The sequence below is a fragment of the Paenibacillus phyllosphaerae genome (assembly GCF_014192105.1).
Lineage (GTDB): Bacteria > Bacillota > Bacilli > Paenibacillales > Paenibacillaceae > Paenibacillus_Z > Paenibacillus_Z phyllosphaerae.
The window spans coordinates 13,705-37,032 of sequence record NZ_JACHXK010000013.1; the positions used below are offsets into that span (position 1 = coordinate 13,705).

The window sequence follows — 23,328 nt, forward strand, 5'->3', positions numbered from 1 at the left end:
ATGAGACCGCAAAAGGCACCTTGAGCAGCACAGCGCCCCGTAACGAGGTCGCTGCTGATACAAGGTGCCTTCTTGTTCGCGGGAAGCTAATGGGAAGAAGAACTCACGGCTTCGGCAGCAGCTCGACGATCATCCCGTTGCTGGAACGGCTGACGATCACCCTTGCATACTTGGCCTCCTCCTCTACCTTCGCCCCCGTCCCTTCCGGAATAAAATAGTTCTCGATGCCGTAGGTCACTTCGCTCGCGTATTTCCGCGTCCCTTTCAGCACCACCTCGCCTGTTCCCAATTCCTCGCCCGGTTTGTACAGACGGTCGTACACATAGACGCCATCTTGCCCCGGCTTCAGGACGACCTGTATCTTGTCTCCGTCCTCAGCGCCCGGATTCGGCACCGTGGAGATATCGTAACGCAGCTGAACGTAATCGCCTTGGAGCATTGATCTAGGATCGATTGGCGCAAGCTTCAGCGTAATCTCGGTCCCGCCGCGAAGCGCCGCCTCATTCGTATAGATCGCTGCGCCGAGCAGCAATGCCTGCAGAACCAACAGCGTGGCAACCGTTGCGCGTGCCGTCCGCATGAAGGAAGTCTCCTGCAGGGAGGAGATGCCTGAGCGGCGGTCCAGCCAAACGGCGATGCCGATGACGATCAGGCCGGCGCAGGCCAGGCTGAACGATTTGTGCAGCAGCTTCCATGCCGTCTCGTAATATTTGACCGCAAGGAACAGACTCCAAGCCGCCACGCCCCATCGGAAGTAGAAGCGTTGGCTGCGCTGTGCCTGGCTGATCAGCAAGGCCGTTAACGCAATGAAGAAGATGATGCTTGCCGCCAGATGGCGGTAGGTGCTGCCGTAATCGTCCCATGTCAGCATAAGGCCCAGGCCAAGCAGGGCTACATAGGCAACGCGCTGCTGATGCTTGGACTTAGCGGCTCCGAGCAGCCCTTTCCAGGCCAGCCCGAATACGATGAGATTGAGCACGAACAGCAGCGCGAGCAGGTTCCAGCCCCGATCGTACGGATCAGGGAACGCCAGATCCGCCAGCTGATAGACATAAATATTCGCCAGCAGGTAGAACATGGCCGGACCGAATCTTCCCTCCGTACGCAACCACACGAAGACGGTCAAGACGAGATAAAGCAGCGCGTAAGCGATCGATTCGGTGCCGACGATGATGACCGTTCCCGTCAGGGCCGCGATCAGAGATACGGTAAAACGTACCGGAGCAGGCAGTTTTGCGCGCAGCAGCATGCTCGCCAGCACCAAGGCCACGCTTACGAAAGCTAATACGTGCTGCGCCGCATCTTCGGCGATGATCATGATCATGCCGACCAGGCTGCTGAAGCCGATCAGCACGCCGACAGCCGAGACGACCGACCAGAGGATGCCTTGAACGTCGAACGCCGGTTTGCGGCGCGGTTTAGGCGCAGGATTCTCGCTGCCCAAGGTATCCGAATCCGCCGGTCGGGACGGATCGTCCTTCTGGGTCGCGCCAGCTTCGGTTGGCCCGTCATAGTACCGATTCAGGAAGCGGATGAACCACGTGCAGCCGACCAGCAGCGCCGCAACGAAGAGGAGTCCAAGGCCGAAGAACGACAAATTCCAATAGTGAATCGTAAGCTCGATATATTTGGATATGGCGAACAAAGCGATGAACACGCCGGCGATCGTCAGCAGCCGCTTGCCCTCTTCCTGAGAGTTAAGCGCATGCAAGATGCAGCGCAGCGCCCATGCGGCAAACAAGATATTCAGCCATAGGCCCGCGTCGTCGAAAATAAGGCTGTTCGACAGGATGATCAGCTGGGCCCACACCATCAGCAGCGTAAGGGTGGTGATCAGCTTCTCGCCTGAATGCTTCCGCTCAAGCCACATGTAAAGCAGAACGTTGATCGTTGCGATGACTGCCGCAACAACCAGCCAGGCATACGGATCCTCGACCCTCATCAACCATGGCGCAACGTCTGCGTAAGCATATACGGTGATATGGAGCAGTATGAACGCCAGCAGCTTGAACGGCCAATACCGGGTCACGATCGCGAACCCAAGCGCCGGAACGCTCCAGAGCAAGAACAGTCCGTAGCTGTCCGCGTGGGAGTTGTAGATGCGTCCTACCAGGGCGACGCTCGCGCCGAAAGCGATGCAGCCGGTGACCGCCGCCACCTTGCTGAGCCATGCCGTGCGCGGACTGGCGGACAACGCATAGGCCGCTCCGTAGAATAATGCGGTCAGCAGGACGCTAAGCGTAATCTGCGCCGTTCGTCCAAGCGCTTCCCAGCCGGAAGCGAAGAAATAAATGATCGCGGCCGCCACCATCGCGGCGCCAAGCGTATATGCGGTACGGATGCCGTAATTTGTCCTCATCGATGTAACCTCCTGCATGTGGACGGCCCATCCTTCAGCCGCCCCTCGTAGCTACAGTATATCCATTGCCGCTTCGGATCGGTAAGTACCATCTTTTCTTGGTACCCCGGTCATTAACCGCTTAAACGAACACGCAACTCCGCGCGACTTTTACATAGAAAGACCTCGCGTGGCAAATAATGTTTTCAGTTGCGTCAGTCGAGGTGAATCCGCCATGTCCTTCTTCCGTTCTATCCTGCATCGTTCCCAAACGTCTGATCTAGCGAACACCGCCGCTCCGGCCGAGATTGAGGAGCCCGGCATTGGCGCATCCCTGCACGACCGTACCGCATGGATCCATGCAAAGATGCAGCCCGCCTTCGATCTGATCATCCATGAGTTCCAGGCTGCGGGCGGGCTGCCCTGCGCCGTCGTCTATATCGCCAGCATGATCGATCTGGAGACCTTGCAGGATAATATCCTGCATGCGCTCACGGCCCCAGGCTCCGCTTCTTCCAGAGAAGAGCTGGTACGCCAGGTCTTCGAGACGCGCCAGCTCTCGGTCGCGGCCTGTGCCATCGATACCCGGCTTAGCTCGGCGCTGAATGCCGTGCTCGAAGGCAATATCGTGCTGCTGATCGACGAGGAACCTCGTATCGCCATGTACCCGCTCGCCTCGTTCGAGAAGCGGCAAGTAAGCGAATCGAAGAACGAAGGCGTCATCCGGGGCCCGCGCGAGGCGTTCGTCGAGGATGTCGGCACGAATATTACGATGATCCGCCGCAGGGTGAAACGTTCGGAGCTCAAGCTGCTTCAGCTGCATGTAGGCGAGTACACGAAGACGGACGTGGTCGTTTTTTATATTGAAGGCTTATGCAAGCCCGAGCTGGTGGAAGAAGTACGCTCGCGAATCGAGAACATCCGGATCGACAGCATTATTGGAAGCAGTTACCTGGAAGAGTGCATCGAAGACAATCCCTTGTCGGTCTTTCCCCAGATGCAGAACACCGAGCGGGTGGATACCGCATCGTCCGCCCTGCTGGAAGGCCGCGTCATCATTATGACGAACGGGACGCCGATCGCGCTCATCGCGCCGGCGACGTTCTTCGTCTTCATCCAATCCGCTGAGGACTATTACGAGCGCACCTTCACTTCCAGCTGGATTCGCTGGATCCGGTTCTTGTATTTGATTCTGGCCGTCTTGCTGCCGTCCATCTATATCGCGCTGACCACCTTTCACCCCGAGATGATTCCGACCTCACTGCTCATCAGCCTTGCCGCGGCAAGGGAGGGCGTGCCGTTCCCTGCAATCGTGGAAGCGCTCATTATGGAGATTACATTCGAAGCGCTGCGGGAAGCAAGCATACGCATTCCGTCGTCCATCGGGCAAGCGGTATCCATTCTCGGGGCGCTCGTGATCGGGGAAGCGGCGGTTAAAGCCGGCATCGTATCCGCACCGATGGTCATCGTCGTCGCTTTGTCCGGCATCTCTTCTTATATCGTGCCGAACTTCAGCATGGGGCTGTCGCTGAGGCTGCTCCGCTTCCCGATCATGTTCCTGGCCGCGAACTTCGGCGTCATTGGGATCGGGGCCGGCATTACGATCATTATGCTCCACATGGTGTCGCTGCGTTCGTTCGGCATCCCGTATTTCGCGCCGATCGCGCCGCTGTCCATGAACGAGATGAAAGACGTATTCTGGCGTTCCTCGAGACGGTACATGGAAGAACGCCCCACGCTATTCGGGGCAGCTCCGGGTAAGCGCATGTCTTACCGCAGGAGCCCCCGTAATGAGGAGGATTCCGATTGAGCCTGCATCCTCGATGTAGCCGTTTCCTTCGCATACTCGCCTTATTCGCCTGCACCGTTCCGCTGGCGGGCTGCTGGTCGCGCGTCGAAGTGAATGACAGGGCTTTCGTGCTTACGATGTATGTGGACGCCGCTCCCGACGGCAAGGTAGAACTGACACTCAGCCTCCCGCTGCCTAATCAATTAACCAGCGAAGGAAGCTCAGGAGGCGGGGCGAGCAACGAACCGCCGTTCGGCCCTATCACAGCCAAAGGGAGAACGATCGCCGATGCCTATCGCGAGCTGAACGCGGACCTCTCCCGGGAAATCTATTGGGGCCAGATCAAAACCATCATCATTGGGGATGGCTTCGCGAGGCAGGGCATCGAGCCGCTCATTGAGTTCGCTTCGCGCAATTCGCAATTTCCCATTAAAACGTTCGTGATGGTGGCGCCGGGCAAAGCAAAGGATGTGTCCGAGATTATTCCGAGGTTCGAGACCTTCCCGTCCGATGTCTTCCGGGAATTCGCCAATCGCAGGGTCATGCTCGATACGAGCGTCCGCGACATTCTGATGGCACGCGAATATACGAACGACTTCATTATCGGGAGGCTGGATATTCGAGAGAGTCAGAATTTCGGCAAGGTCAAGAAACGCGTGCTCTCCGACGGAGGCGTCTACTTCAAGGACGGCAAGCTTGCGGCCACGATACCCGAACGAGGCATGCGGGGCGCGATGTGGCTCATGGACCGGATGAAAGACGCCGTCATTACGATCAACGCCCCGGTGGACGACAAGCCCATCAGCATTATCGTCCATCGGACGACGACCAAGATTAAGCCGAAGCTCGTGCAAGGGAAACCGGTTTTCCATGCCAAGATGAAGCCTGTCGCCCAGATCGTTTCCTCGGACTCGGCCGCGGATCTGGCGGATCCCCGGCAGCTGGAGGCATTGGAGAAGCTCTTCAATGCGGATATTCAATCGCGCGTGCGCCTTGCCTTCGACAAATCGAAGCAGGTCGGGGCCGACGTCTTCGAGCTGGCCGCCTATCTGAACTGGTACAAGCCCAAGCAATGGAGTCATTGGAAGAGCGATTGGGATGAGGTCTATCGGAACGACGTTCAATTAGAAGTGGATGTGGAGACGAAGCTCGAGCTGCCCGGGCAGATCATTCGCAATACACAGCCCAGGCAATAGGAAGTCCGGATAGGGGGATAATCATGCTGATGCTCGTGGTCATATTCGCGCTAATCGCTTACGTGGAGTTCAGATACTTGAAGCTGCATAACCGGAAACGCAAGACCTATATCAAAGTCTTCGCCTTGCTTGCCTTTGTATTCATGTACAGTGTGCTGCTATCGTTGTCCCCCCTGCCCTCCTTGACGAAATGGGTTAGCGCGGTTCTCCAATCATTGGCCTGACAGAAAGCGTGGTGAACACGATGAATCGATTAACGCCGGGGCTCATCTTCACCCTGATCTGCGTGGCAAACGTGGGGAATATCTCCAACGTCATGTCAACCGTCATCCCCGTAGCCGGGTTCGTATCGCCCGTAAGTCTTCTAATCGGCTGTTCGATCGGCTTGTTGCTGACTTTGATGGCCTTGAAGCTAGCGCTTCGGTTGCCGGCTCATAACTTCCTGGCCGATGGCTCGGCCATAACGGGCAAGGTGATTCATCGTCTGGCCGTATTCGCCTTCTTTATCTATTTCCTGAGCCGCGCCGCCTTCGAGCTGCGCGGACTGACGTTTCAAGTGAATGCCATGTATTTGCCGCAGACGCCCCATATCGCGATTGCGGCGCTCTTCTGCACCGTAACGGCCATTGCCGTCCGGTACGGGATACTAACGATCGCATACATCGGGCAATATTTTGCCTTAATGGTGTTCCCGACCTTCTTCATCATTATCGGCTTGTCCGCGACGATGCCGCTTAAGACCGACATGCTCATTGCCTTCATCACCCATATGAATGCGCAGCAACTGCCAAAGGCGATTGCAGGCGGGATATTCTGCGCGCCATGGTTCGGCGAGTCCATCTTTATCTTGTTCCTGGCTCCCCTGTTCGCCAAGGAGAAGCGCATGAAGCATGCCTTGATAGCGGCTTTCGCCTTCTTTGCGGTACAATCCCTGAGCCACCTCATTACGATTCTGCTTTCATTCGGGCCATTGGTGGCCGGGAACATGGTCTTCCCGATCGCGGAACAGCTGCGGTATATCCGGGTCAGCGATTTTCTGGAGAATTTGGACCCATTCCTGCTTGTGCTGCTCTTCCCGATTGTCACGATCAAAATCAGCTTGTACGTGTATCTGGCTACGCTGACATTAGGCCAGCTTATGGCGATGAAAGATCTACGCCCATTATCTTTGACCGTTACGGCGCTTACCTGCGCGTTATCCTTCCACATCGTCTCGCGCTTGTCGGAGCTGCCGCTCTTCACCCGAATGTTCTGGACGTGGTACGCCTGGCTGATTCAATGCATCCCGCTCCTGTACCTGCTGATCGCCACGTTAAGAGCCCGAATCGCCGGCAAGAAGCATACGCCGGAACCCGCCGCTCCGGCAGCTGATTCATAATTCATAGGACGACAAGACGCTAAGCGATAATGAAAAAGATGTTCGCCTGTGGTAGACGAACATCTGGGTGGGTTTCTCTTAAAAGGGCGTAAGCGCCTCCCGGTATGCTTAGGCAAGAGCGCTGCTAGGCGCCCGCCTTACTTGTGCTTGCGCCAGTCCATCTTGCTGTTCTCGAGCAGATAGGAAAAATCGTTATCGCGTCGCTTCTGCTCCGCTTTACGCTCTTCCTCGGCTTTCAGCCGCGCCTCTTCCTTGCGCCGCTCCTCCGTCGCTTTCATCTCGCTTGCCTGCTCCTTCAGCTTGCTGAGCATCTCGGGCTTCAACAGATCGGCTAGCGTCGTCGGTTTGTCCTGCGCCTCTGCTGCGCGCGGGGCGGGAGCCGTTCTCTTCTTCTTGGCCATACGATCACCTCGATTCCTTGCTTCTCATTATAGCATGTTTGCCGCGCTTGATCGCCCCTGCCGCGCAGCGCGAAGAGGACGCCGATTCCGGCGCCCTCCTTGCGTTCTTACCTTGTTTCAATTACTCGGACATGCCTTGCAGCAGCGCCGCCAATACCATGGCTGCTTCCGCACGGGTTGCCGTATCTTTCGGCGCAAAATTCACCCCGCCGCCGGCAGCGGGCTTGCCGCTGATGATGCCGGCCATCTGTACCGCCTCTACAGCCTTACGCCCGAAGGAAGCGATGGACGAGGCATCGGCGAATGCAATGGCAACCGTCGTCTTCGGCAGTTCATAGCCCGTTGCCTCGGCGAAGCGCACGATCATCGTCACCATTTGCTCCCGGGTAATGGAAGCGAGCGGATCGAACACCCCGTCTCCGATCCCGCTGACGATGCCCTGCTGGACCGCCCATGCTACGGCGCCGGAATAATAAGCTTGAGGCGATACATCCGCAAATGCGGTTTCGCTAGTGCCGAGAGTTTCCCCTGCCAGACGGGAGAGCAATACGACGAAGTCAGCACGCGTAACATGATCGCCCGGTGCGAAGTGAGTCGCATCTACGCCGGTAATAACGCCGCGCGCAGACAGGTACGTAATCGCGGACGAAGCGAAACTGTTCGCGGAATCGCTGAACGACAATTTGTTATAACCGACCGCATAACGGGAGAAATGTGCCACGCTGAAGCTTACGGCACCCGTCGCTGCATCATAACGGCCGTTCGTGACGACTTCCAGCTCTCCGTTGTCCTTCACATAATAGATCACGATTGCGTTCGGATCTTCGCCTGCCGCCGGTGCGTACGGTACCGCTATCGAGACCGCTCCGCCGCCGAAGGCGGTTACCGCCTTGCCGCCCGCCGTGATCGTAAAGTCATAGACCGGGCGATGGTTCAATGCGCCTTCTCCGAGCTGTGCCACGGCTACGGATACCGACACATCGCCGTTTGCGCCCGCATTGCCTACAGCCGCCAAAGTAGCCGCATCCAGCGTGAGCTCAGCCAATCCCGCATTCAACGTCACGTGCTGAACGCCGCTGCTTGCGATCTGGCTGAAGGCGTCGCCAGCAACGGTAAAGCTCACTTGCTTCGCATCGGCAGGCGCAGTCGCTTTCAGTTCCAGCGCCTTGGACGTACCGCCCGCTTGCGCCAGTTGGCCCAGCGCCTCGGTGATCGTCTCCTTGCCAACTGCCGCCGTAGCCTTGCCATCTGTGCCCGTTACTGCTGGAACGCTGACAGCTGCGGTTGTCACGCCGTCGGTTGTCGTTGTGCCGTTACCTGAACCATTGCCCTCGGTTGGCGTGGTTGTGCCGCCTGTCGAGCCACCTGTCAGATCGCCTGGGAAGTTCGCCCCCGTATCCGCCGCCGTTACGGTCACAACCGCTTGTCCCGAGCCGTAGCCGTCAGCGGACAATGCCGTAATGATAGCCGTACCTGCCGCGACCGAAGTGACTTTCCCCTGCTCATCGACAGTTGCCACCGACGTATTCGAAGAAGACCATGTTACGTTCGTCGAGCCGCCCTCTTCCATCGGTTCCACCGTTGCCGTGAGCTGAGCCGTTTTACTGCCGGTTTTCAGCGCCACGGTCTTATGGTCGAGCGTCACTTTCGTCACATTCAGTTCCATCAGCGATACTTTGCCGCCGACCTCGTACGCGACGAGCAGGAGCGGACGGCCTGTCGGGCTGTCTGCCGCCGGAATGAACTCAAGGCCTTCGGGCGCCGAATCCGTGTCCAGATCCGCATTGAAATCGCGCGTATTCGTGTAATTCATGAACACGGGGTTCGCCGGATTCGTAATATCGTACGTCATGATGCCGCCGATCCGTTCCAGGCCCGTGAACGCGAACGTTCTGCTGCCGACCTTGCCTACTTTAACATCCTCCGGCTCAGGCCCTTTTTTCCTGCTGCGGCTGTCCAGTTCGGCATCGTCATTGCCCGCATTGAAATAAGCCGGGAGACGCTGCGCGGTGATCGTCTCGAAATCGTTGCCCGAGTCGAACACCTGCTCCATCGTCGTGGCATTCCAGATCGAGAAGGAGCGGCCGCCGAACATGTAGATGGTGTCGTTGCCCATATCGGTCGCGACTTCGACCTTGTCGAACCTGGTCGCGTTCTCCGGAAGCGCAAGGAATTCCGCCGCTGCCGATCCCTCTGCCAGATTATCTCTGACGTCCTTCAGATCAGCGCCATTCTTCCGGTCGGCTGCATCGCCCTCACGATCTGCCCACTCCGTCACGTCGCCTTCGTTCGCGGTCAGCACATACGTCTGGCCGTCCAACGTATACGAAGCGATGCCGTCCGGCATGTACATGCTCTTGAACGGTACATTCTCCGGATTGATCTTGCCATTCTTGTCCAGATCAAGCGCATTCTTCGGATCGCTCAGATCCTTGAAACCCAGACTCTTGACCGCGGTAAATGACTTGCCTGCAATATCGAGCACCGCAATCGCGTTGTTCTCTTGCAGCGAGACGTACGCTTGTTTGCCGTCTGCAGACAACGTGATGTATTCCGGCTCCAGGTCGAACACGGCATCTGCCTTAGTGCCGGAAGTCGTAATTTGACCGTCGCCGTCCTTGCCGCGGATATGAACGTTATCATCGATAATAGCCGGATTCGTAAACTTGACGTGCGAAACGGTTTTCTTCGTCGTATCGACAACGGTGACGCTGCCCTCCGGATCGATCGCCGACGTGCGCGGCTCGCCTTCGTCTGCCGTCAGGATGTAACGGCCGTCCGGCGTCGATTTGATCATATCCGGCTGAATGCCCGCTTCATACGTTTGGAGCAGGTTGCCGTCGTAGTCGAGCACGAGGATTTTGCCCGGCTTATTCGGCGCGGCCTCTTGGACGGATACGGAAATGCGGTCCGTCGTGGTATTGACGTCCACGCTCGTCAGATCACCATAGGCAAACCCGTTCGTCTCGGCCAAGTCCTGCACCTTGATCTGCTTCTCATGCGTCAGCGTGCCGTTAGCATTCAGCTTCACGATCTCCAGACTTGGCGGGTTGCCCGAGCCATTGACGAGATAGAACTTGCCGTTGTCGGCGTTGTACTTGACGATCTCCGCCACGCCGCCTTTCGCGTTCGTCGTGCCGACGTCATAAGAACCGATCTTGGTCATGGTGATCTGGTCTTCGATCGGCGCCTCCGGAGCCGCGTTCACCTTGAGCGACAAGGATACGTTCGAGGTCGCAGCCGTCGCCGCGCTGTCGGTCACCGTAATCGCGATGTCGGACGAACCTTCAACGGTTGGCGTACCGGACAGGACGCCCGTATCCGCATTCAGCGTCAGGCCATCCGGCAGCCCGGTTGCGCTGTAATGATACGGCGCCGTTCCGCCTTCAACGCTGATCGTCGCTGTATACGCTATGCCAGCGTAAGCTTCCAGCAGGGTCTTGGTCGTGATCGCGAGCTTCAATTCCTTGCCGCTGCGCGGGCGAACCTCATCGAGATTCGTCGCCGTGCTGTAATTGACGACATCGAAGTCCGTCCGGTTGTTGTCCGTATCGATGAAATTGACGCGGCGCAGCGCTTTTTTCTTCGAGTTGCCTTCCGCATCACCTGTCGGATAGTCCAATTCGGTGGTACCTTCATAACCGTCAATCTTACTTCCTTCATCATTACCAGCCGTACCGAGCATGTCCACATAACCTGCCGTCTTGCCTGCGAACGGATTCTTGTTCTCCGCCGCGAGCAGCACGTCATTGCTCATAAGCACGACTTTAAGCGCCTTGTTGTTGATATATGTCGTTAGCCAGCCTTGATCATAGTAATTCGGGTCCGAAATATCGACCTTCTTGTTCTCTGCCGAAGCGCCTGTCGGCTTGGCCGCGATAAGGAAGAACGATTTGGCCTTAATCGTGCCCGTCAGGCTCAGCTTGGACCAATCGCCGGAAACGCCGGTTTTCGGAGTGGAAGAGTAGGCGTACTGCACCGACCATCCGTCCAGTACGATATCGCTATCCGTCGGATTATATAGTTCAATGAAGCCATTGGAGATATAAGTATCGTCTGCATCCTTCGTACCCCCGCCATACACCTGATTAATGATGACATGCGGCACCGATACGTCATACGTTCCGTCCGCTTTGTAAGGAGTACCAACCTTCACCACCGGTATGGCCGTATCCTCCGCCCATACGGATTGTCCGCCTGCAAGGGCAGCGTTCACCATCATCCCTGCCGCCAGCACACCTGCCAGCTTTTGCCGATTACGTTTGTTCAAAGTCATCCCACTCCTGTTCTCAAGTAATGAACACGCATACAGCTTGGATCACACAGCCGGATGAGAGGCGTCGCTGTGCCCATGCGCGAGCTATCTTAACAAGAAGCTTAATGATTCCATGTAAAGGGGACATGAAGCTGGAATGAAGTTTTTGTAAACCGCATATATTGTCAGAGCCACCTGCGATTCATCACCCCGTTCATTCGGGTAAATAGGACCGAACAAGCTATCGATAAAGGAGAGATTTCTGATGAAAACGGTATATACCGCACATGTCACTTCGCACGGCGGACGGGACGGCTTCGTTCGTTCCGATGACGGTCAGATCAATCTGAAGCTGGGCATGCCGATGCCGGGACAGACGAACGGCACCAATCCGGAGCAGCTGTTCGCCGCCGGCTACAGCGCCTGCTTCCATAGCGCGCTCAAGATGATTGCCAGAAGCAAAGGCGTCGACGCGACCGAATCGCAGGTGACGGCCCATGTAGCGCTTAATAAGGACGAGCATCATACATACAGGCTGGGCGTCGTGCTCGAGATCGCCATTCCCGGACTTGCTGACGAAGAAGTGCACCAGCTGGCCGAGGCGGCGCATCAGATGTGCCCGTATTCCAATGCGACCCGCGGCAATATTGTCGTGGAGCTAAAAGTCGTCCAGGCTGAGCCGCTGCAACGCTAACCGTGCGGACAGCCTAGATCCCGTAAGCATGTCCATAGCGGCGGCGAACCTCCCCCACGCATATGAAAAAGCATCGTACGTCATCCATGATGATCGTGCGATGCTTTTTTGCCATACACGGCTAATGTCTCGGCACTTGCGCCGCTAAGCGCTCCAGCGTGCCATCGAACGGAAACCGCCGCTGCGCAATCCGCAGCTGCAACCCCGCAAGCTCCGACCGCGCCCGCGCGATCAACGCCTCCGGATAGCCGAACGCAATGCTGTGGCGCTCGAACTCATCCTCGTCGACTACGCGCCACTGGCCGTCTTCGCCGAGCAGATCGAGATCCAGGTCCACGAACGACACGGCATTCTCGGCAATAATAGCCGGTTCATTGATGTTGCAATAATAATGGACGATGTTGCCGTCCCTGACGTCGGCGCTCACCGTGAACCAGTAGGCCGAGCTGAAGAACTCGATCGTCCAGCGGTCGATCGTGAAGACCTTCTGCTTCGTGTAATGATGAAGCTTGCGTCCCCGCTCGGCGAGCACGAAGACATGGGTATCCGTTCGCTCGAGCAGCTGCGTCTCCCACTCGTAGTGGAGCCGGTCGCCGTATTTCAGGGCTTGAATAGTAATCTTGGGGAATGCTGACTGACTCATGATTCGTTCCTTTCTAATCCAGCTTAAGCGTATCTTCAACAAGGATACCATTAAGCTCAGGCTGCGGCACGTTCCCTCGCAGCTTCTCCGTCATCAGCGTCCCGAAATCATGGAATCGCCATACGCCGTCCACCAGCTTCAGGACCGCCTCCATATGGGCCGCTTGCCCGATCGCATAGAAAAGGTTCAGCGTGAACGTCACTTGGATCGTATCCGGCGACACGAATCGGTAATCGATCGGCTCCCAAGCGAACTCGCGCAGCGGGTTCTGCTTGCGCTCTTCCTCGAATTCCCGCTTCATGATCCGATAACCCGGATTCGCGCTGGCCTGCTCCAGGATGAGCCGCTGCAATCTGGGTTCATCCATACGTCCTTCCGGCAAATTAAGGCCTTCATCCAATCCGAGCGATTGCTCGAACAGATGCGAGTACCGGCTGACGATCTTATAGAGCGCCGCATATTCCTTCTCTACGTTTCGCAGCTCGACGATACGCAGCTCCTGATGGACCGCGTCCACTTCGGCCTGCACCTCGAAGCGCTGACCGTCAAGTCCGGCGTGAGCAAGCAAGCGGTCCTCGTGAACGATGACGGGCGCATTGTCATTCAATAGCCAATGGGCGGCGGTCTCCTCTTGTTCGCTTGCATCGGCGTAGCGGATTCGAAGCGGATAAGCCTCATGCTGATCCGTCACCGCATAGACGAGCACCGCACTATAATCTTTCTCGAAGCCCTTGTTAAATAGGAACGCGTTCGTGTGCAACAAGAGGATATCCATACCATCGAGCTCAATCCGCTCCATCTGCGCTTCTTCGTCTGGCTGACTCAGCGTCAGTTCCCCGGCATCCGGCAGCGGTCGGCTAACGCCCCGCTCATCGGTGTACGTCACCGAATAGCTGCCATGGTACTGGTTTTGCACGTCGTAGAGAAGCTTCACTTCATCCGCCTTCGACTTCAGCTGGATCTCACCGTAACGAGAAAATCCGGTTACTCGCAGTGCGCCTGGCTTACTTGACTGCACATAACGATCGGATTGCGTCCACCACGTCCAAGCTTCCACGCCGGTGTCTTCTAGAGGCGCAACCGGTAACCCGTCCTCGCTATCCGCAACGTGGTCCTGCATTTTGACATAGGCAAGCGAATCGCCTACGGTTCCCGCGTGCCGGGTGTACACGAGCCATTGATCGTTATGAATGACTGGCGCGGAACGCGCATTGCCCCAGTCATATTCCGGAACGGACGCCTTCCAGCGCCACTGCGCGGCCTTGCCGTCCCAGCGCATGACATAGCCGCCAATATCGGTGCCAAATTGCACATAAGCATCTCCCTGATGCACGCCGAATGCAACAGCCTCTGCCGGAGATTCCCACACGATGCGCTGGACATGATCGGCCAGCAGAACCGTTTCCCGATCCAGACCCTTTGCATACGCGCTAGCCGTCCGCAAGGAGGCAGATGAAGCTGCCCTCCGATAGGACAGCTGTTCGCCGGTTCGGACTTGGTAGAGCCAGTAGGCAATGTCCTTCTCGGATTCTGGTCGTGCAAGCCAGACGGACTCCGCGTCCGCCCAACCGAATACGTCCACCTGTCCGCGGCTCTTCGTATCAGCGAAGTCCAACGTACGGACGAGCTGACCGTCCCGGTCATAGAAGCGGACACCTGCTGACGCATGACCGCTGTCCTCCATCAAGTAGAACATGCTGCCATCCGCATTCCATACTGCGCGCGAGCTTGCTGCTGCGTTGTTCGGCCCTACTGGAATTGAGGCGATCGGCACAGCACGTACAATATCGAACAGCTCGACCTCACTTCCTGATGCGGTCTGCGCCAAGAAGCGCGTTAAGTCCGGCGACGGATCGATACGGTCTTGCGGATTGCCATCATCGGAATCCAAGTAAGCATCGTACAGCCCCTCCCAAGCATGCTCGTACGGTCCTGCATTCATATGAACCATCTGCACGCGGCCACTTTGACTAGTGAGCATGATCTGATGAACGGATCCATCGTCTGCTCGCCTCTCATGAATGCCGACGATTCCGTCGCCTGAACGATCGCTCGCGAGACGCTCCTGCGCGAATAATCCGCTAGCGACCACTTCCTGAACGCCGGTGTCCAGACGGATCCGCACGATCTCGTAATCGATCCTTCCGCTTCCCCCTGCCGTTCTTATGAACCATCCAAATTGGTCGTTAAGCCGACGGATGGCGAACGCATCGCCGCTGCCGGTTATGGGTGTTTCATACAGCGGATAAACCTTATGCTCTCCCGTATCGGGATTGAGGACAACCGCGTCATAAGCCGTCCACATCAGATTCCGCGCTCGTTCGCGCTCCTTTCGGACCACGGTATGTACAATTCTGCTGCCAATACTTGTCGTAGCCAGTACAACCGGCGCCTGCCGATTATCGAACGTCACCGTGAACCCGCTATCTGAGCGAGCGATATGTACCATCAGCTGATCAAAATGCGTTAGCCCCGCCTCCTGCTCCGCTACCGGCTGCAAACTCTCCGGTGCCTCAACCGCTACGGAAATGGATGTCTCCCGCTCCTCCCCAGCCGGCAGCAGGATAAGCGCAACGAGGAGCAAACTTCCCGCAATAACGATGCTAAGCTGTCGTCCTGTCATCCCTGACCTCCTTGCGTTGGATCCGACTTCCTACTTGACGCTTAGTATTTCCAAATAGTTACACCTACCATCTCAGCCCGCTTCCGTTACCGAAACTTTCGCCCAACGCGAAAAGCCGACCCGAATCACTCGGGTCGGCTCAGGTTCGCCTATGCCGTTGCTGCCGACTTATGCGTTAACGAGCGAGTTAATAAAATCTGCCATCGAACGAACTTCGATCGTCCCCGGGGAAGCCGGCGCGAATGCCGCTGCGCCGTCTTGGCGGGCTTGGAATCCGACCGTCACCGGAACGCCCGGGACGAGGTCGAAGAAGTTGTCGCTGAAGATCCCTTCGGCTTCCGAAGCGATCCACACCTGCTTGGCCAACACATCGGTCGTCAGCGTAAACTGCGTGCCGCCGCTGCCTGCCACCTCGGTAATCCGGATCGTCGGCGCCGCAAGCTTGATGTCTTTGGCAGGCACGAAGTAGTGTTCCTTACGGTCCAGTTCCTCGCCGCCTTGTTTCAGCACGGCCTGCAACAGCACGCTGCCCGGCTCGCGGCCTTCCAGCAGTTCTTCCACGGTAAGCGAAGCGACCTGCTGTGCCGAATTCGCCGCAGCTTCAGCCGCGATCGCAACCGTCTTCAGCACTTCGCCGCTGAAGGTTAGCACTTGAACGTCAATCGTGCCGGAGATCGGTGCCAGCAAATCGGTGATGACGTGGAAGTTCACATGCGTCCCGCTCGTGCCGTCGATGGACAACGATACGTCCTTGAAGCTGCGTTTGGCATGATATTGCATCGCCTTCCATCGGCCATAGTAGTCGACGCCGGCCCATGAAGCAACCGGCCAGCAGTCGTTCATCTGCCAGTACAGCGTCCCCATGCAGAAGTCCTTGCGGCGGCGGTGCGCTTCGATCGCGGAACGCATCGCATCTGCTTGCAGCAGCTGGCTCATGTACAGGAACGACGGGAAATCCTTCGGCTCCGGCAAGTACATATCCATGTATTCCTTGATCAGGCTGTTGCCGCGCCCGTTCTTCTGATGCGCCAGCATCACCTCGGACTCCAGCGCCAAGTCGCTCTCTTCCGCATACTCGCGCACGGTCTTGTATTCCGGGAACGACTGGAAGCCGTATTCGCTCATGAAGCGTCCGATATGAACGTTGTAGTTCTCGAGCGGCTCGACCGCATGCCAGACGCCCCAGTAGTGGATATCGCCACTAGTCGACGAATTGGTAGCATGCTGCGACGCATCGCCGGTCAGTGCCTGCATAGGCGAGGATGGCCAGTAGTCGGTTCCGGCTATCATCTTGTTCACGGCCTCAGGCAAAATGCGATGGAAGATCGCTTCATAATCCGCCCACATCTTCTCGCGCTGCTCCGGCGTATACAGCTGCTTCCAGCCCCAGCCGATGTTCTCGTCGTAATTCCCCCATGCGATATCGATCTCGTTATTGCCGCACCAGAGCGCGACCGACGGGTGGTTGCGCAGGCGCTTCACGTTCTCTTCGGCCTCCAGGCGGACATTCTCCAGGAACGCCTCGTCTCCAGGATACATGCTGCAAGCGAACATGAAGTCCTGCCAGACGAGCATGCCGTATTCGTCGCACAGCTCATAGAACATCCGGTCTTCATAGATTCCGCCGCCCCAGACGCGAAGCATGTTCATGTTGGATTCGGCGGCAGTCGCGATCTCGTGGCGGTAGCGCGCATACGTAATCTCGGTCAGGAAGCTGTCGTTGGGAATGTGGTTCGCCCCTTTGGCAAACACCGGCACCCCGTTCACTTCAAAATAGAACGACGTGCCGTGCGCATCCTTCTCGCGGACGACGCGGATGCTGCGCAGGCCGGTACGAATCGACTTCGACGCCCGAACCGTCTCGCCTTCAGCCAGCGAGGCTTCGAAGGAGTACAGATGCGCGTCGCCTAAGCCGCGGGACCACCACAGCTTCGGATTCGCAAGGTCTGCCTGCAGTTCGACCTTGTTCGCGCCGGCGCTAAGTTTGACCTCGCGCTCCCACGCGTAGCCGTCTGCGGCAAGGCGCAGCGTTCCTTCCCAAGCGGTCTCGGATTCAATCTCCACGATTGCGGTAAAGTTCGCGTTAGCTGCTGTTATGTTGTCTTGGCGGATATAGATATCGGTAATGCGCGTATCCGACCAGCCTTCGAGACGAACTTCGCGCCAGATGCCGCTTGTGACGAAACGCGGTCCCCAATCCCAGCCGTAGTGATATGGCGCCTTACGGGCAAAAATACTCACTTTCTTGTCGCCAAGCTCCCCAACGTCCGACTGATCGTTCGACGCCGGCAGCGCGTAGCCCAGCTGCTCAAGCTTCGGCAGATCCTGCTGGATCGGCGAGCGGAAGCGGATATGCGCGACATTGCCTTCGCACTTAAGAAGATCTTTCACATCCGCCTTCCAGGTGCGGAACATATTGTCTGCGGAGATGACCCGCGTGCCGTTGATCGAGACGTCCGCATACGTGTCCAGACCGTCGAAAACAAGTTCAAGGCGCGATTGCGCGAATAATTCCTGCGGCACATCGAAAGCGGCCGTATATTCCCAATCCTTCTTGTCGATCCATTGGACCAGGCGTTCATTCGTTCCGTAGAACGGATTCGGTATCCGGTCGTTCTTGAGCAGATCGGTATGCACACAGCCTGGTACTTGGGCCGGCAGCCACTCTTGCTCGTCACAGGCTTTGAATGTCCAGGCATCAAGCTTCAAATTAAGTTCGCTCATCCTTTGTAACCTCCCTAATTTCCTATCCTCATGTATGAGACCTTATTATTCAAACCATTTCGTTAGGTTAAACTACTACCATTTTAACAAAAAGTAGGTTTACTTCCTAATAGTTTTTTGCTAACTTCCATAACTTTTTAGTCTTCGTTTGGCATGAAATTAGGTTGGCCCAAGAAAAGCGCTCGAATAAGACGAACAAGCCGGCGGAATATCCGATGGTTCAGGTGCATTTCATCCCGGGAATAGAAGGCGTAACTTCTCCATTCCTGCGTCTTTACGCAGGAAAGACGCTTCCCCAATCAGAAGCGTCTTTCCTTCGCGTCGATCCTATTCTTCTTTGAATAACGGCGTGGACAAATAACGTTCGCCCGTATCCGGCAGCATCACGACAATCGTTTTGCCATGATTCTCGGGACGCTTCGCCAGTTGCATCGCGGCGAACACCGCGGCGCCCGAAGAGATGCCGACCAGGAGCCCTTCCTTACGGCCGAGCTGGCGCGCGGTTTCCATCGCCTCTTCATTGCCGACCGTTACGATCTCGTCGACGACCGTGCGATCGAAATTGCCCGGCACGAAGCCTGCGCCGATGCCTTGAATCTGATGGGCGCCACGCTGGCCGCCCGATAGGACCGGGGAGTCCGTCGGTTCGACCGCGATGACTTGAAGCGACGGATTCAGCTCCTTCAATCTGCCGCCGGCGCCGGAGATCGTGCCGCCCGTACCTACGCCTGCGACGAATATATCGACCGTTCCATCCGTATCGCGCCATATTTCCTCGGCCGTCGTCTCCCGGTGAATCTGCGGGTTTGCCGGATTCTCGAACTGCTGCGGAATGAACGCATTGGGGATCTCGGCCGCGAGCTCCTCGGCTTTGCGAATCGCGCCAGCCATGCCTTCCTGCGCCGGCGTGAGCACCAGCTCGACGCCAAGCGCGGTGAGCAGCTTCCTGCGCTCGATGCTGAACGATTCTGGCAGCGTAATGATCAGCTTATAGCCGAGTGCCGCCGCGGCGAAAGCAAGCCCGATGCCGGTATTGCCGCTCGTCGGCTCGATGAGGACGGAGTCCTTCTTCAGCAGGCCGCGCTGCTCGGCATCCTTGATCATTGCGTAGCCGATCCGGTCCTTCACGCTGCCCGCGGGATTGAAGTATTCCAGCTTAGCAACCAGATTCGCCTGTATATGTTGGCTTTCGCCGAAGTTAGACAGTTTGAGCAGCGGGGTATTCCCGATCAACTCCGTTAAATTTTGTGCGATACGCAAACCAATCACCTCTATAATCTGTTAATCCTATCTGTTAACTTAGCGCCCCACCACTATACCATGAAAGGTTTTCAAGCCACAAATTACAGCATCTCCCGCAACTCTGCTTTCAATGCTCGAACCGTTTGGAGAAAGATAACCGCTGCTACTGGAAGCGAAGCGGCCATTCGCAAGCATTACCTAACGAATAGCTGGCTCAACCGTACAAGCTCCGGTATAATGCACGGAATAAGGATAGCTAAGGAGATGGACCTTGATGAAACTACTCTTGTTAGGCGCTACCGGACGCGTCGGGCAGCACCTGCTGAAGCTCGCGCTTGCCGAAGGCCACGAAGTCACCGCGCTTGTAAGAGCGCCGGACAAGCTGCCTCAAGCCGAGGAGCGATTAACGATTATAGAAGGAAATGTGCTGGAAGCGGCCAAGCTTATGGCGGCGACTCAAGGGGCGGACGCCGTGCTTAGCGCGCTTAATACCGACGGCGGCGAGTTGCTGTCCCAAGCTGCGCCTCTCCTGATCGAGACGATGAACCAATGCGGAATGAAGCGGATCATCACGATTGGCACCGCGGGCATTCTCGACAGTACGGCCGAGCCGGGCCTGCTCCGCTATCAATCGAGCGAGTCCAGGCGAACGCTGACGCGGGCAGCGGAAGAGCATCACCGGTTTTATCTGGCGCTGGCGCAATCCGGACTTGATTGGACGATCGTATGCCCGACCTACTTGCCCGATGGCGAATACACCGGCGTCTATCGTATCGCTCGCAATAGACTGCCCGAAGAAGGGAAACAAATTTCGGTTCCGGATACCGCCGAATTTGCTTTCCAGCAGCTTCAGAGCACGGATTTTCTCGCTGCTCGAGTCGGAATTGCGTACTAAGATAAAGACAGGCTACGGCGGGAGCAGTCGAATCAAGAGCGGCTATAGCTCGGAAAGATCCGCTATTCCCGCCTCTTTTTTGCCTGGCAAATGGAACAAGTGGCTGATACTATGTTCGAAGGCATGACGCGCGTTTCATTCCGATGAGACACGCGAGATAAATAGTCCTGAAACGTATTCTTTTTTGTAAATTCAAAAACTTGAAAAACACCTATTGCTTTTTCATCACAGTAGTCGTATGATTAAGTCATCAAGAGGTTGTGAAATTAATCACAAGCAAGTAGCAGCCGACAATAAGCAGTACGATCGAGCGGCAAGCAAGCGGCAAGCGAGTATTAATCTTCGATCGCTAAGCAGCAAGACAGCACGGTAGTAACTATCAGCTCCCTGCACGCGATAGCAAGTTTAGCCAACGTGCCGCCGCATAATCAGTCATCGAATGGCAGAACAATAAGCCAACTGCTGCAACTAGCCCGCATTTAAAACCAGAATCGGGCGTGATGAGGCAGGTACTTATCGCCTTCTTCCTCTGCCGGTAACGAACTATACCTTAGATTGTGAATTAAATCACAACCATTGCTTACTGGCTACTTTGTGAATTTAATCACATTTAATATGAAATCCATTGATTATTCATCCTAGGAGGAATTAACTATGAAAGTAATCGTTATTGGTTGTACACATGCCGGAACAGCAGCTATCACGCAAATGGTCAAATATCATCCTGAAGCGCAAATTACGGTCTATGAGCGTAACGACAACATTTCGTTCCTCTCGTGCGGCATTGCCCTCCATGTAGGCGGCGTCGTGAAGGAAGCCGACAAGCTGTTCTACGCAAGCCCTGCGCAGCTAGCCGAAGCCGGCGTAACGACGCACATGAAGCATGATGTACTCGCAGTCGATACGCAAGCCAAAACCGTTCATGTGCGCAATCTCGAGACCAATGAAGAACTGGTCGACACCTACGATAAGCTCGTTATGACGACCGGCTCGTGGCCGATCATCCCGAATCTGCCAGGCATCGAGCAAGAGAACATCCTGCTCTGCAAAAACTACGCCCACGCCCAGACGATTATCGAGAAGGCCAAACATGCGGACCGCATTACCGTCGTCGGTGCCGGCTACATCGGCATTGAGCTCGTCGAAGCGTTCGAGCTGCTTGGCAAAGAAGTCACCTTGATCGATAACATGGATCGGACGATGTTCAAGTACCTCGATCCGGAATTCACGAACATGGCCGAGAGCGCGCTTGAAGAACACGACATCCGGCTTGCCTTGGGCAGAACGGTCATCGGCTTCGAAGGCAAACAAGGCCGCGTAACGCGGGTGCAAACGACGAATGGCGATTTCGATACCGATCTGGTTATTCTGTGCATCGGCTTCCGCCCGAATACCGAGCTGCTGAAAGGCCAAGTCGATATGCTGCCGAACGGCGCCATCATCGTCGATGAATACATGCAGACGAGCAACCAAGACGTTTTCGCCGCAGGCGACAGCTGCGCGATCCACTACAACCCTACTGGCACGCATGCCTATATCCCGCTGGCTACCAATGCCGTACGGATGGGAACGCTCGTGGCCCGCAACCTCGTGAAGCCAACCGTCCGCTACATGGGTACGCAAGGTACATCGGGCATTAAGATCTACGATTACAATATCGCTTCGACCGGCATGACCGAGCAAGCCGCGCTCGCCGCAGACATGAAAGTGAAGGCCGTTACGCTGAACGAGAACTATCGTCCGGAGTTCATGCCAACCTTCGAGAAGGTGTTGCTGAAAGTCGTCTATATCGAGCAGACCGGCCGCATCATCGGAGCTCAGGTGCTGTCGAAAGTGGATCTGACACAGGCCATTAACACGCTGTCGGTGTGCATCCAGAACGGCATGACGATGGATGAGCTGAGCTTCGTGGACTTCTTCTTCCAACCGCACTATAACAAGCCATGGAACCTGCTGAACCAAGCGGGCCTCCAAGCCATCGGCTAAGCGCAACTGGGCTCGTCCCTTTGCGGGAACCGTATCTATGAAAAAGCCACCGGGGATTTACTCCCCGGTGGCACTTTTGCGTTTCGCGCTGCGCATACTGCAGTTACGCTTCTTGCTTAGAATGTACCTTGGTTACGCCAGTTGGATGCCCCGCTCGTGGAATTTTTGGGCAAGCGCCTTCCGCAGCTCGCGGCCAGCCCGCCAGTAATGGACATCCTTGACGAGACAGGTAACCGTGTACTGCGCGCCAAGCTTATTGTCATCCAAGTCCGCCAGTCCGTACAGCTGCGGCGGCTCGAGCGGCTTGCCTTCGGCATCATGCAGGAACAGATACGGCATCGTGTCCGTCAGCTCTTCGGAGACGGCATGCACCGCTTCCTCGATCTCCGCCGGTTCCGTATCGAACGGGACCGATACGTTGACGATCGCCCGCATCCGCTCCCGATTGTAGTTCTGGCTCACCTTGATCTCCGAATTCTGAATGACGACCACGTGCTGCGCCCAAGTGCGGATCTTCGTCGCCCTCAGTCCAACGCTCGTGACGGTGCCGTTAATCTGCCCGCTATTGATCGAGACATAATCCCCGACGGAGAACTGATCCTCGAAGATGATGAAGAAGCCCGTGATCAAATCCTTCACCAGCGTCTGCGCGCCGAAGCCGACGGCAAGCCCGACTACGCCGGCACTGGCGATGATGGGAGCGATCTCGACGCCTATATTGCCCATGCACATCAGCACCGCGATAATATACAGAATATAGCGGGTAAACGACATGAGCAGCGACTCTAGCGTCGCGCGCTGCTTCTCGTCGAGCCTCGTCAACTCGAACGTGCGGCGAATGACGCTTCGCCTTATTTTCAGAATAAACCAGGTCACGAACAAGATGATTGCGATCACGAGCACCTTGCTGCCCACAAGATGAAGGCGGTCCAGCCACAGCGTGCGATCCAGCCATTGCGGCATCGCTTTCCCCCTCCTTCGCCCACGCGCCTTGTCTACCTTCTACTTAACGCATTAAGCTGTGGGCGTAAACGGGAGGAAAGCTCATTGGTTTGCGTTCACAATCGCAGGATTGGAAATGCAGCATTGAGCGATGAGAAAGCTCATTGGTTTGCGTTCGCAATCGTAAGGTTGGGAATGCAGCATTGAGCGATGAGAAAGCTC

15 protein-coding genes are annotated in these 23,328 nt (G+C 56.5%); 7 read left to right on the forward strand and 8 right to left on the reverse strand.

Annotated features, from left to right (window positions below; translation table 11 throughout):
* Positions 1 to 103: 103 nt before the first annotated feature.
* Positions 104 to 2,359 (reverse strand): GDYXXLXY domain-containing protein, encoded by a 2,256-nt coding sequence (locus tag FHS18_RS22660; protein ID WP_183602660.1) that lies wholly within the window; start codon positions 2,357 to 2,359, stop codon positions 104 to 106.
* Between the two features lie 214 nt (positions 2,360 to 2,573).
* Here FHS18_RS22660 and FHS18_RS22665 point away from each other — a divergent pair, with 214 nt between their 5' ends.
* The 4 genes from FHS18_RS22665 to FHS18_RS22680 are packed head-to-tail and all read left to right on the forward strand — an operon-like array spanning position 2,574 to position 6,701.
* Complete coding sequence (locus FHS18_RS22665) at positions 2,574 to 4,148, forward strand: spore germination protein (protein ID WP_183602661.1); 1,575 nt, start codon at positions 2,574 to 2,576, stop codon at positions 4,146 to 4,148.
* Positions 4,145 to 5,323 (forward strand): Ger(x)C family spore germination protein, encoded by a 1,179-nt coding sequence (locus tag FHS18_RS22670; protein ID WP_183602662.1) that lies wholly within the window; start codon positions 4,145 to 4,147, stop codon positions 5,321 to 5,323. Before FHS18_RS22665 ends, FHS18_RS22670 begins: the two co-directional genes overlap by 4 nt.
* 23 nt (positions 5,324 to 5,346) lie before the next feature.
* The gene (locus tag FHS18_RS22675; protein ID WP_183602663.1) at positions 5,347 to 5,547 is read left to right on the forward strand and encodes a hypothetical protein; all 201 of its coding nucleotides are present in this window, start codon (positions 5,347 to 5,349) and stop codon (positions 5,545 to 5,547) included.
* A 20-nt stretch (positions 5,548 to 5,567) separates the two neighbouring features.
* A complete protein-coding gene (locus FHS18_RS22680; RefSeq protein ID WP_183602664.1) occupies positions 5,568 to 6,701 on the forward strand; it encodes a GerAB/ArcD/ProY family transporter in 1,134 nt (377 codons plus the stop codon).
* Between the two features lie 137 nt (positions 6,702 to 6,838).
* On the opposite strand, the gene FHS18_RS22685 is transcribed toward FHS18_RS22680, so the two are convergent.
* Complete coding sequence (locus tag FHS18_RS22685) at positions 6,839 to 7,102, reverse strand: YqkE family protein (protein WP_183602665.1); 264 nt, start codon at positions 7,100 to 7,102, stop codon at positions 6,839 to 6,841.
* A 121-nt stretch (positions 7,103 to 7,223) separates the two neighbouring features.
* Positions 7,224 to 11,372: a choice-of-anchor I family protein gene (locus FHS18_RS22690; protein WP_246427848.1), complete on the reverse strand. Its 4,149-nt coding sequence runs from the start codon at positions 11,370 to 11,372 to the stop codon at positions 7,224 to 7,226.
* 250 nt (positions 11,373 to 11,622) lie between these two features.
* Between FHS18_RS22690 and FHS18_RS22695 the strand changes: the two genes are divergently transcribed.
* A complete protein-coding gene (locus FHS18_RS22695) occupies positions 11,623 to 12,051 on the forward strand; it encodes an organic hydroperoxide resistance protein (RefSeq protein WP_183602667.1) in 429 nt (142 codons plus the stop codon).
* Positions 12,052 to 12,172: 121 nt separating this feature from the next.
* Here the strand turns inward: FHS18_RS22695 and FHS18_RS22700 are convergent, their stop codons facing one another.
* From FHS18_RS22700 to cysK, 4 genes are all read right to left on the reverse strand, one after another.
* Entirely contained in the window at positions 12,173 to 12,694 is a 522-nt protein-coding gene (locus FHS18_RS22700) for a DUF402 domain-containing protein (protein WP_183602668.1), read from the reverse strand.
* A gap of 13 nt (positions 12,695 to 12,707) precedes the next feature.
* Entirely contained in the window at positions 12,708 to 15,317 is a 2,610-nt protein-coding gene (locus FHS18_RS22705; RefSeq protein ID WP_183602669.1) for a hypothetical protein, read from the reverse strand.
* Between the two features lie 168 nt (positions 15,318 to 15,485).
* A complete protein-coding gene (locus FHS18_RS22710) occupies positions 15,486 to 18,041 on the reverse strand; it encodes a beta-mannosidase (RefSeq protein WP_183602670.1) in 2,556 nt (851 codons plus the stop codon).
* 327 nt (positions 18,042 to 18,368) lie between these two features.
* Positions 18,369 to 19,301, reverse strand: a complete 933-nt coding sequence (gene cysK / locus FHS18_RS22715; protein ID WP_183602671.1) for a cysteine synthase A — start codon at positions 19,299 to 19,301, stop codon at positions 18,369 to 18,371.
* Positions 19,302 to 19,557: 256 nt separating this feature from the next.
* Here cysK and FHS18_RS22720 point away from each other — a divergent pair, with 256 nt between their 5' ends.
* The gene (locus tag FHS18_RS22720) at positions 19,558 to 20,178 is read left to right on the forward strand and encodes an NAD(P)-dependent oxidoreductase (RefSeq protein WP_183602672.1); all 621 of its coding nucleotides are present in this window, start codon (positions 19,558 to 19,560) and stop codon (positions 20,176 to 20,178) included.
* Between the two features lie 654 nt (positions 20,179 to 20,832).
* Positions 20,833 to 22,164, forward strand: a complete 1,332-nt coding sequence (locus tag FHS18_RS22725; RefSeq protein WP_183602673.1) for an FAD-dependent oxidoreductase — start codon at positions 20,833 to 20,835, stop codon at positions 22,162 to 22,164.
* Between the two features lie 132 nt (positions 22,165 to 22,296).
* Here the strand turns inward: FHS18_RS22725 and FHS18_RS22730 are convergent, their stop codons facing one another.
* Positions 22,297 to 23,127 carry a mechanosensitive ion channel family protein gene (locus tag FHS18_RS22730; RefSeq protein WP_183602674.1) on the reverse strand — a complete coding sequence of 277 codons (831 nt, stop codon included), beginning with the start codon at positions 23,125 to 23,127 and terminating at the stop codon, positions 22,297 to 22,299.
* Positions 23,128 to 23,328: the final 201 nt, after the last annotated feature.

Bases quoted from the DNA above. Each gene is read 5' to 3' on its own strand.
- FHS18_RS22695 (WP_183602667.1), top strand. From the start codon at position 11,623: ATGAAAACGGTATATACCGCACATGTCACTTCGCACGGCGGACGGGAC.
- FHS18_RS22700 (WP_183602668.1), bottom strand. From the start codon at position 12,694: ATGAGTCAGTCAGCATTCCCCAAGATTACTATTCAAGCCCTGAAATAC.
- FHS18_RS22730 (WP_183602674.1), bottom strand. From the start codon at position 23,127: ATGCCGCAATGGCTGGATCGCACGCTGTGGCTGGACCGCCTTCATCTT.
- FHS18_RS22725 (WP_183602673.1), top strand. From the start codon at position 20,833: ATGAAAGTAATCGTTATTGGTTGTACACATGCCGGAACAGCAGCTATC.
- FHS18_RS22660 (WP_183602660.1), bottom strand. From the start codon at position 2,359: ATGAGGACAAATTACGGCATCCGTACCGCATATACGCTTGGCGCCGCG.
- FHS18_RS22720 (WP_183602672.1), top strand. From the start codon at position 19,558: ATGAAACTACTCTTGTTAGGCGCTACCGGACGCGTCGGGCAGCACCTG.
- FHS18_RS22705 (WP_183602669.1), bottom strand. From the start codon at position 15,317: ATGACAGGACGACAGCTTAGCATCGTTATTGCGGGAAGTTTGCTCCTC.
- FHS18_RS22680 (WP_183602664.1), top strand. From the start codon at position 5,568: ATGAATCGATTAACGCCGGGGCTCATCTTCACCCTGATCTGCGTGGCA.
- FHS18_RS22710 (WP_183602670.1), bottom strand. From the start codon at position 18,041: ATGAGCGAACTTAATTTGAAGCTTGATGCCTGGACATTCAAAGCCTGT.
- FHS18_RS22685 (WP_183602665.1), bottom strand. From the start codon at position 7,102: ATGGCCAAGAAGAAGAGAACGGCTCCCGCCCCGCGCGCAGCAGAGGCG.
- FHS18_RS22675 (WP_183602663.1), top strand. From the start codon at position 5,347: ATGCTGATGCTCGTGGTCATATTCGCGCTAATCGCTTACGTGGAGTTC.
- FHS18_RS22665 (WP_183602661.1), top strand. From the start codon at position 2,574: ATGTCCTTCTTCCGTTCTATCCTGCATCGTTCCCAAACGTCTGATCTA.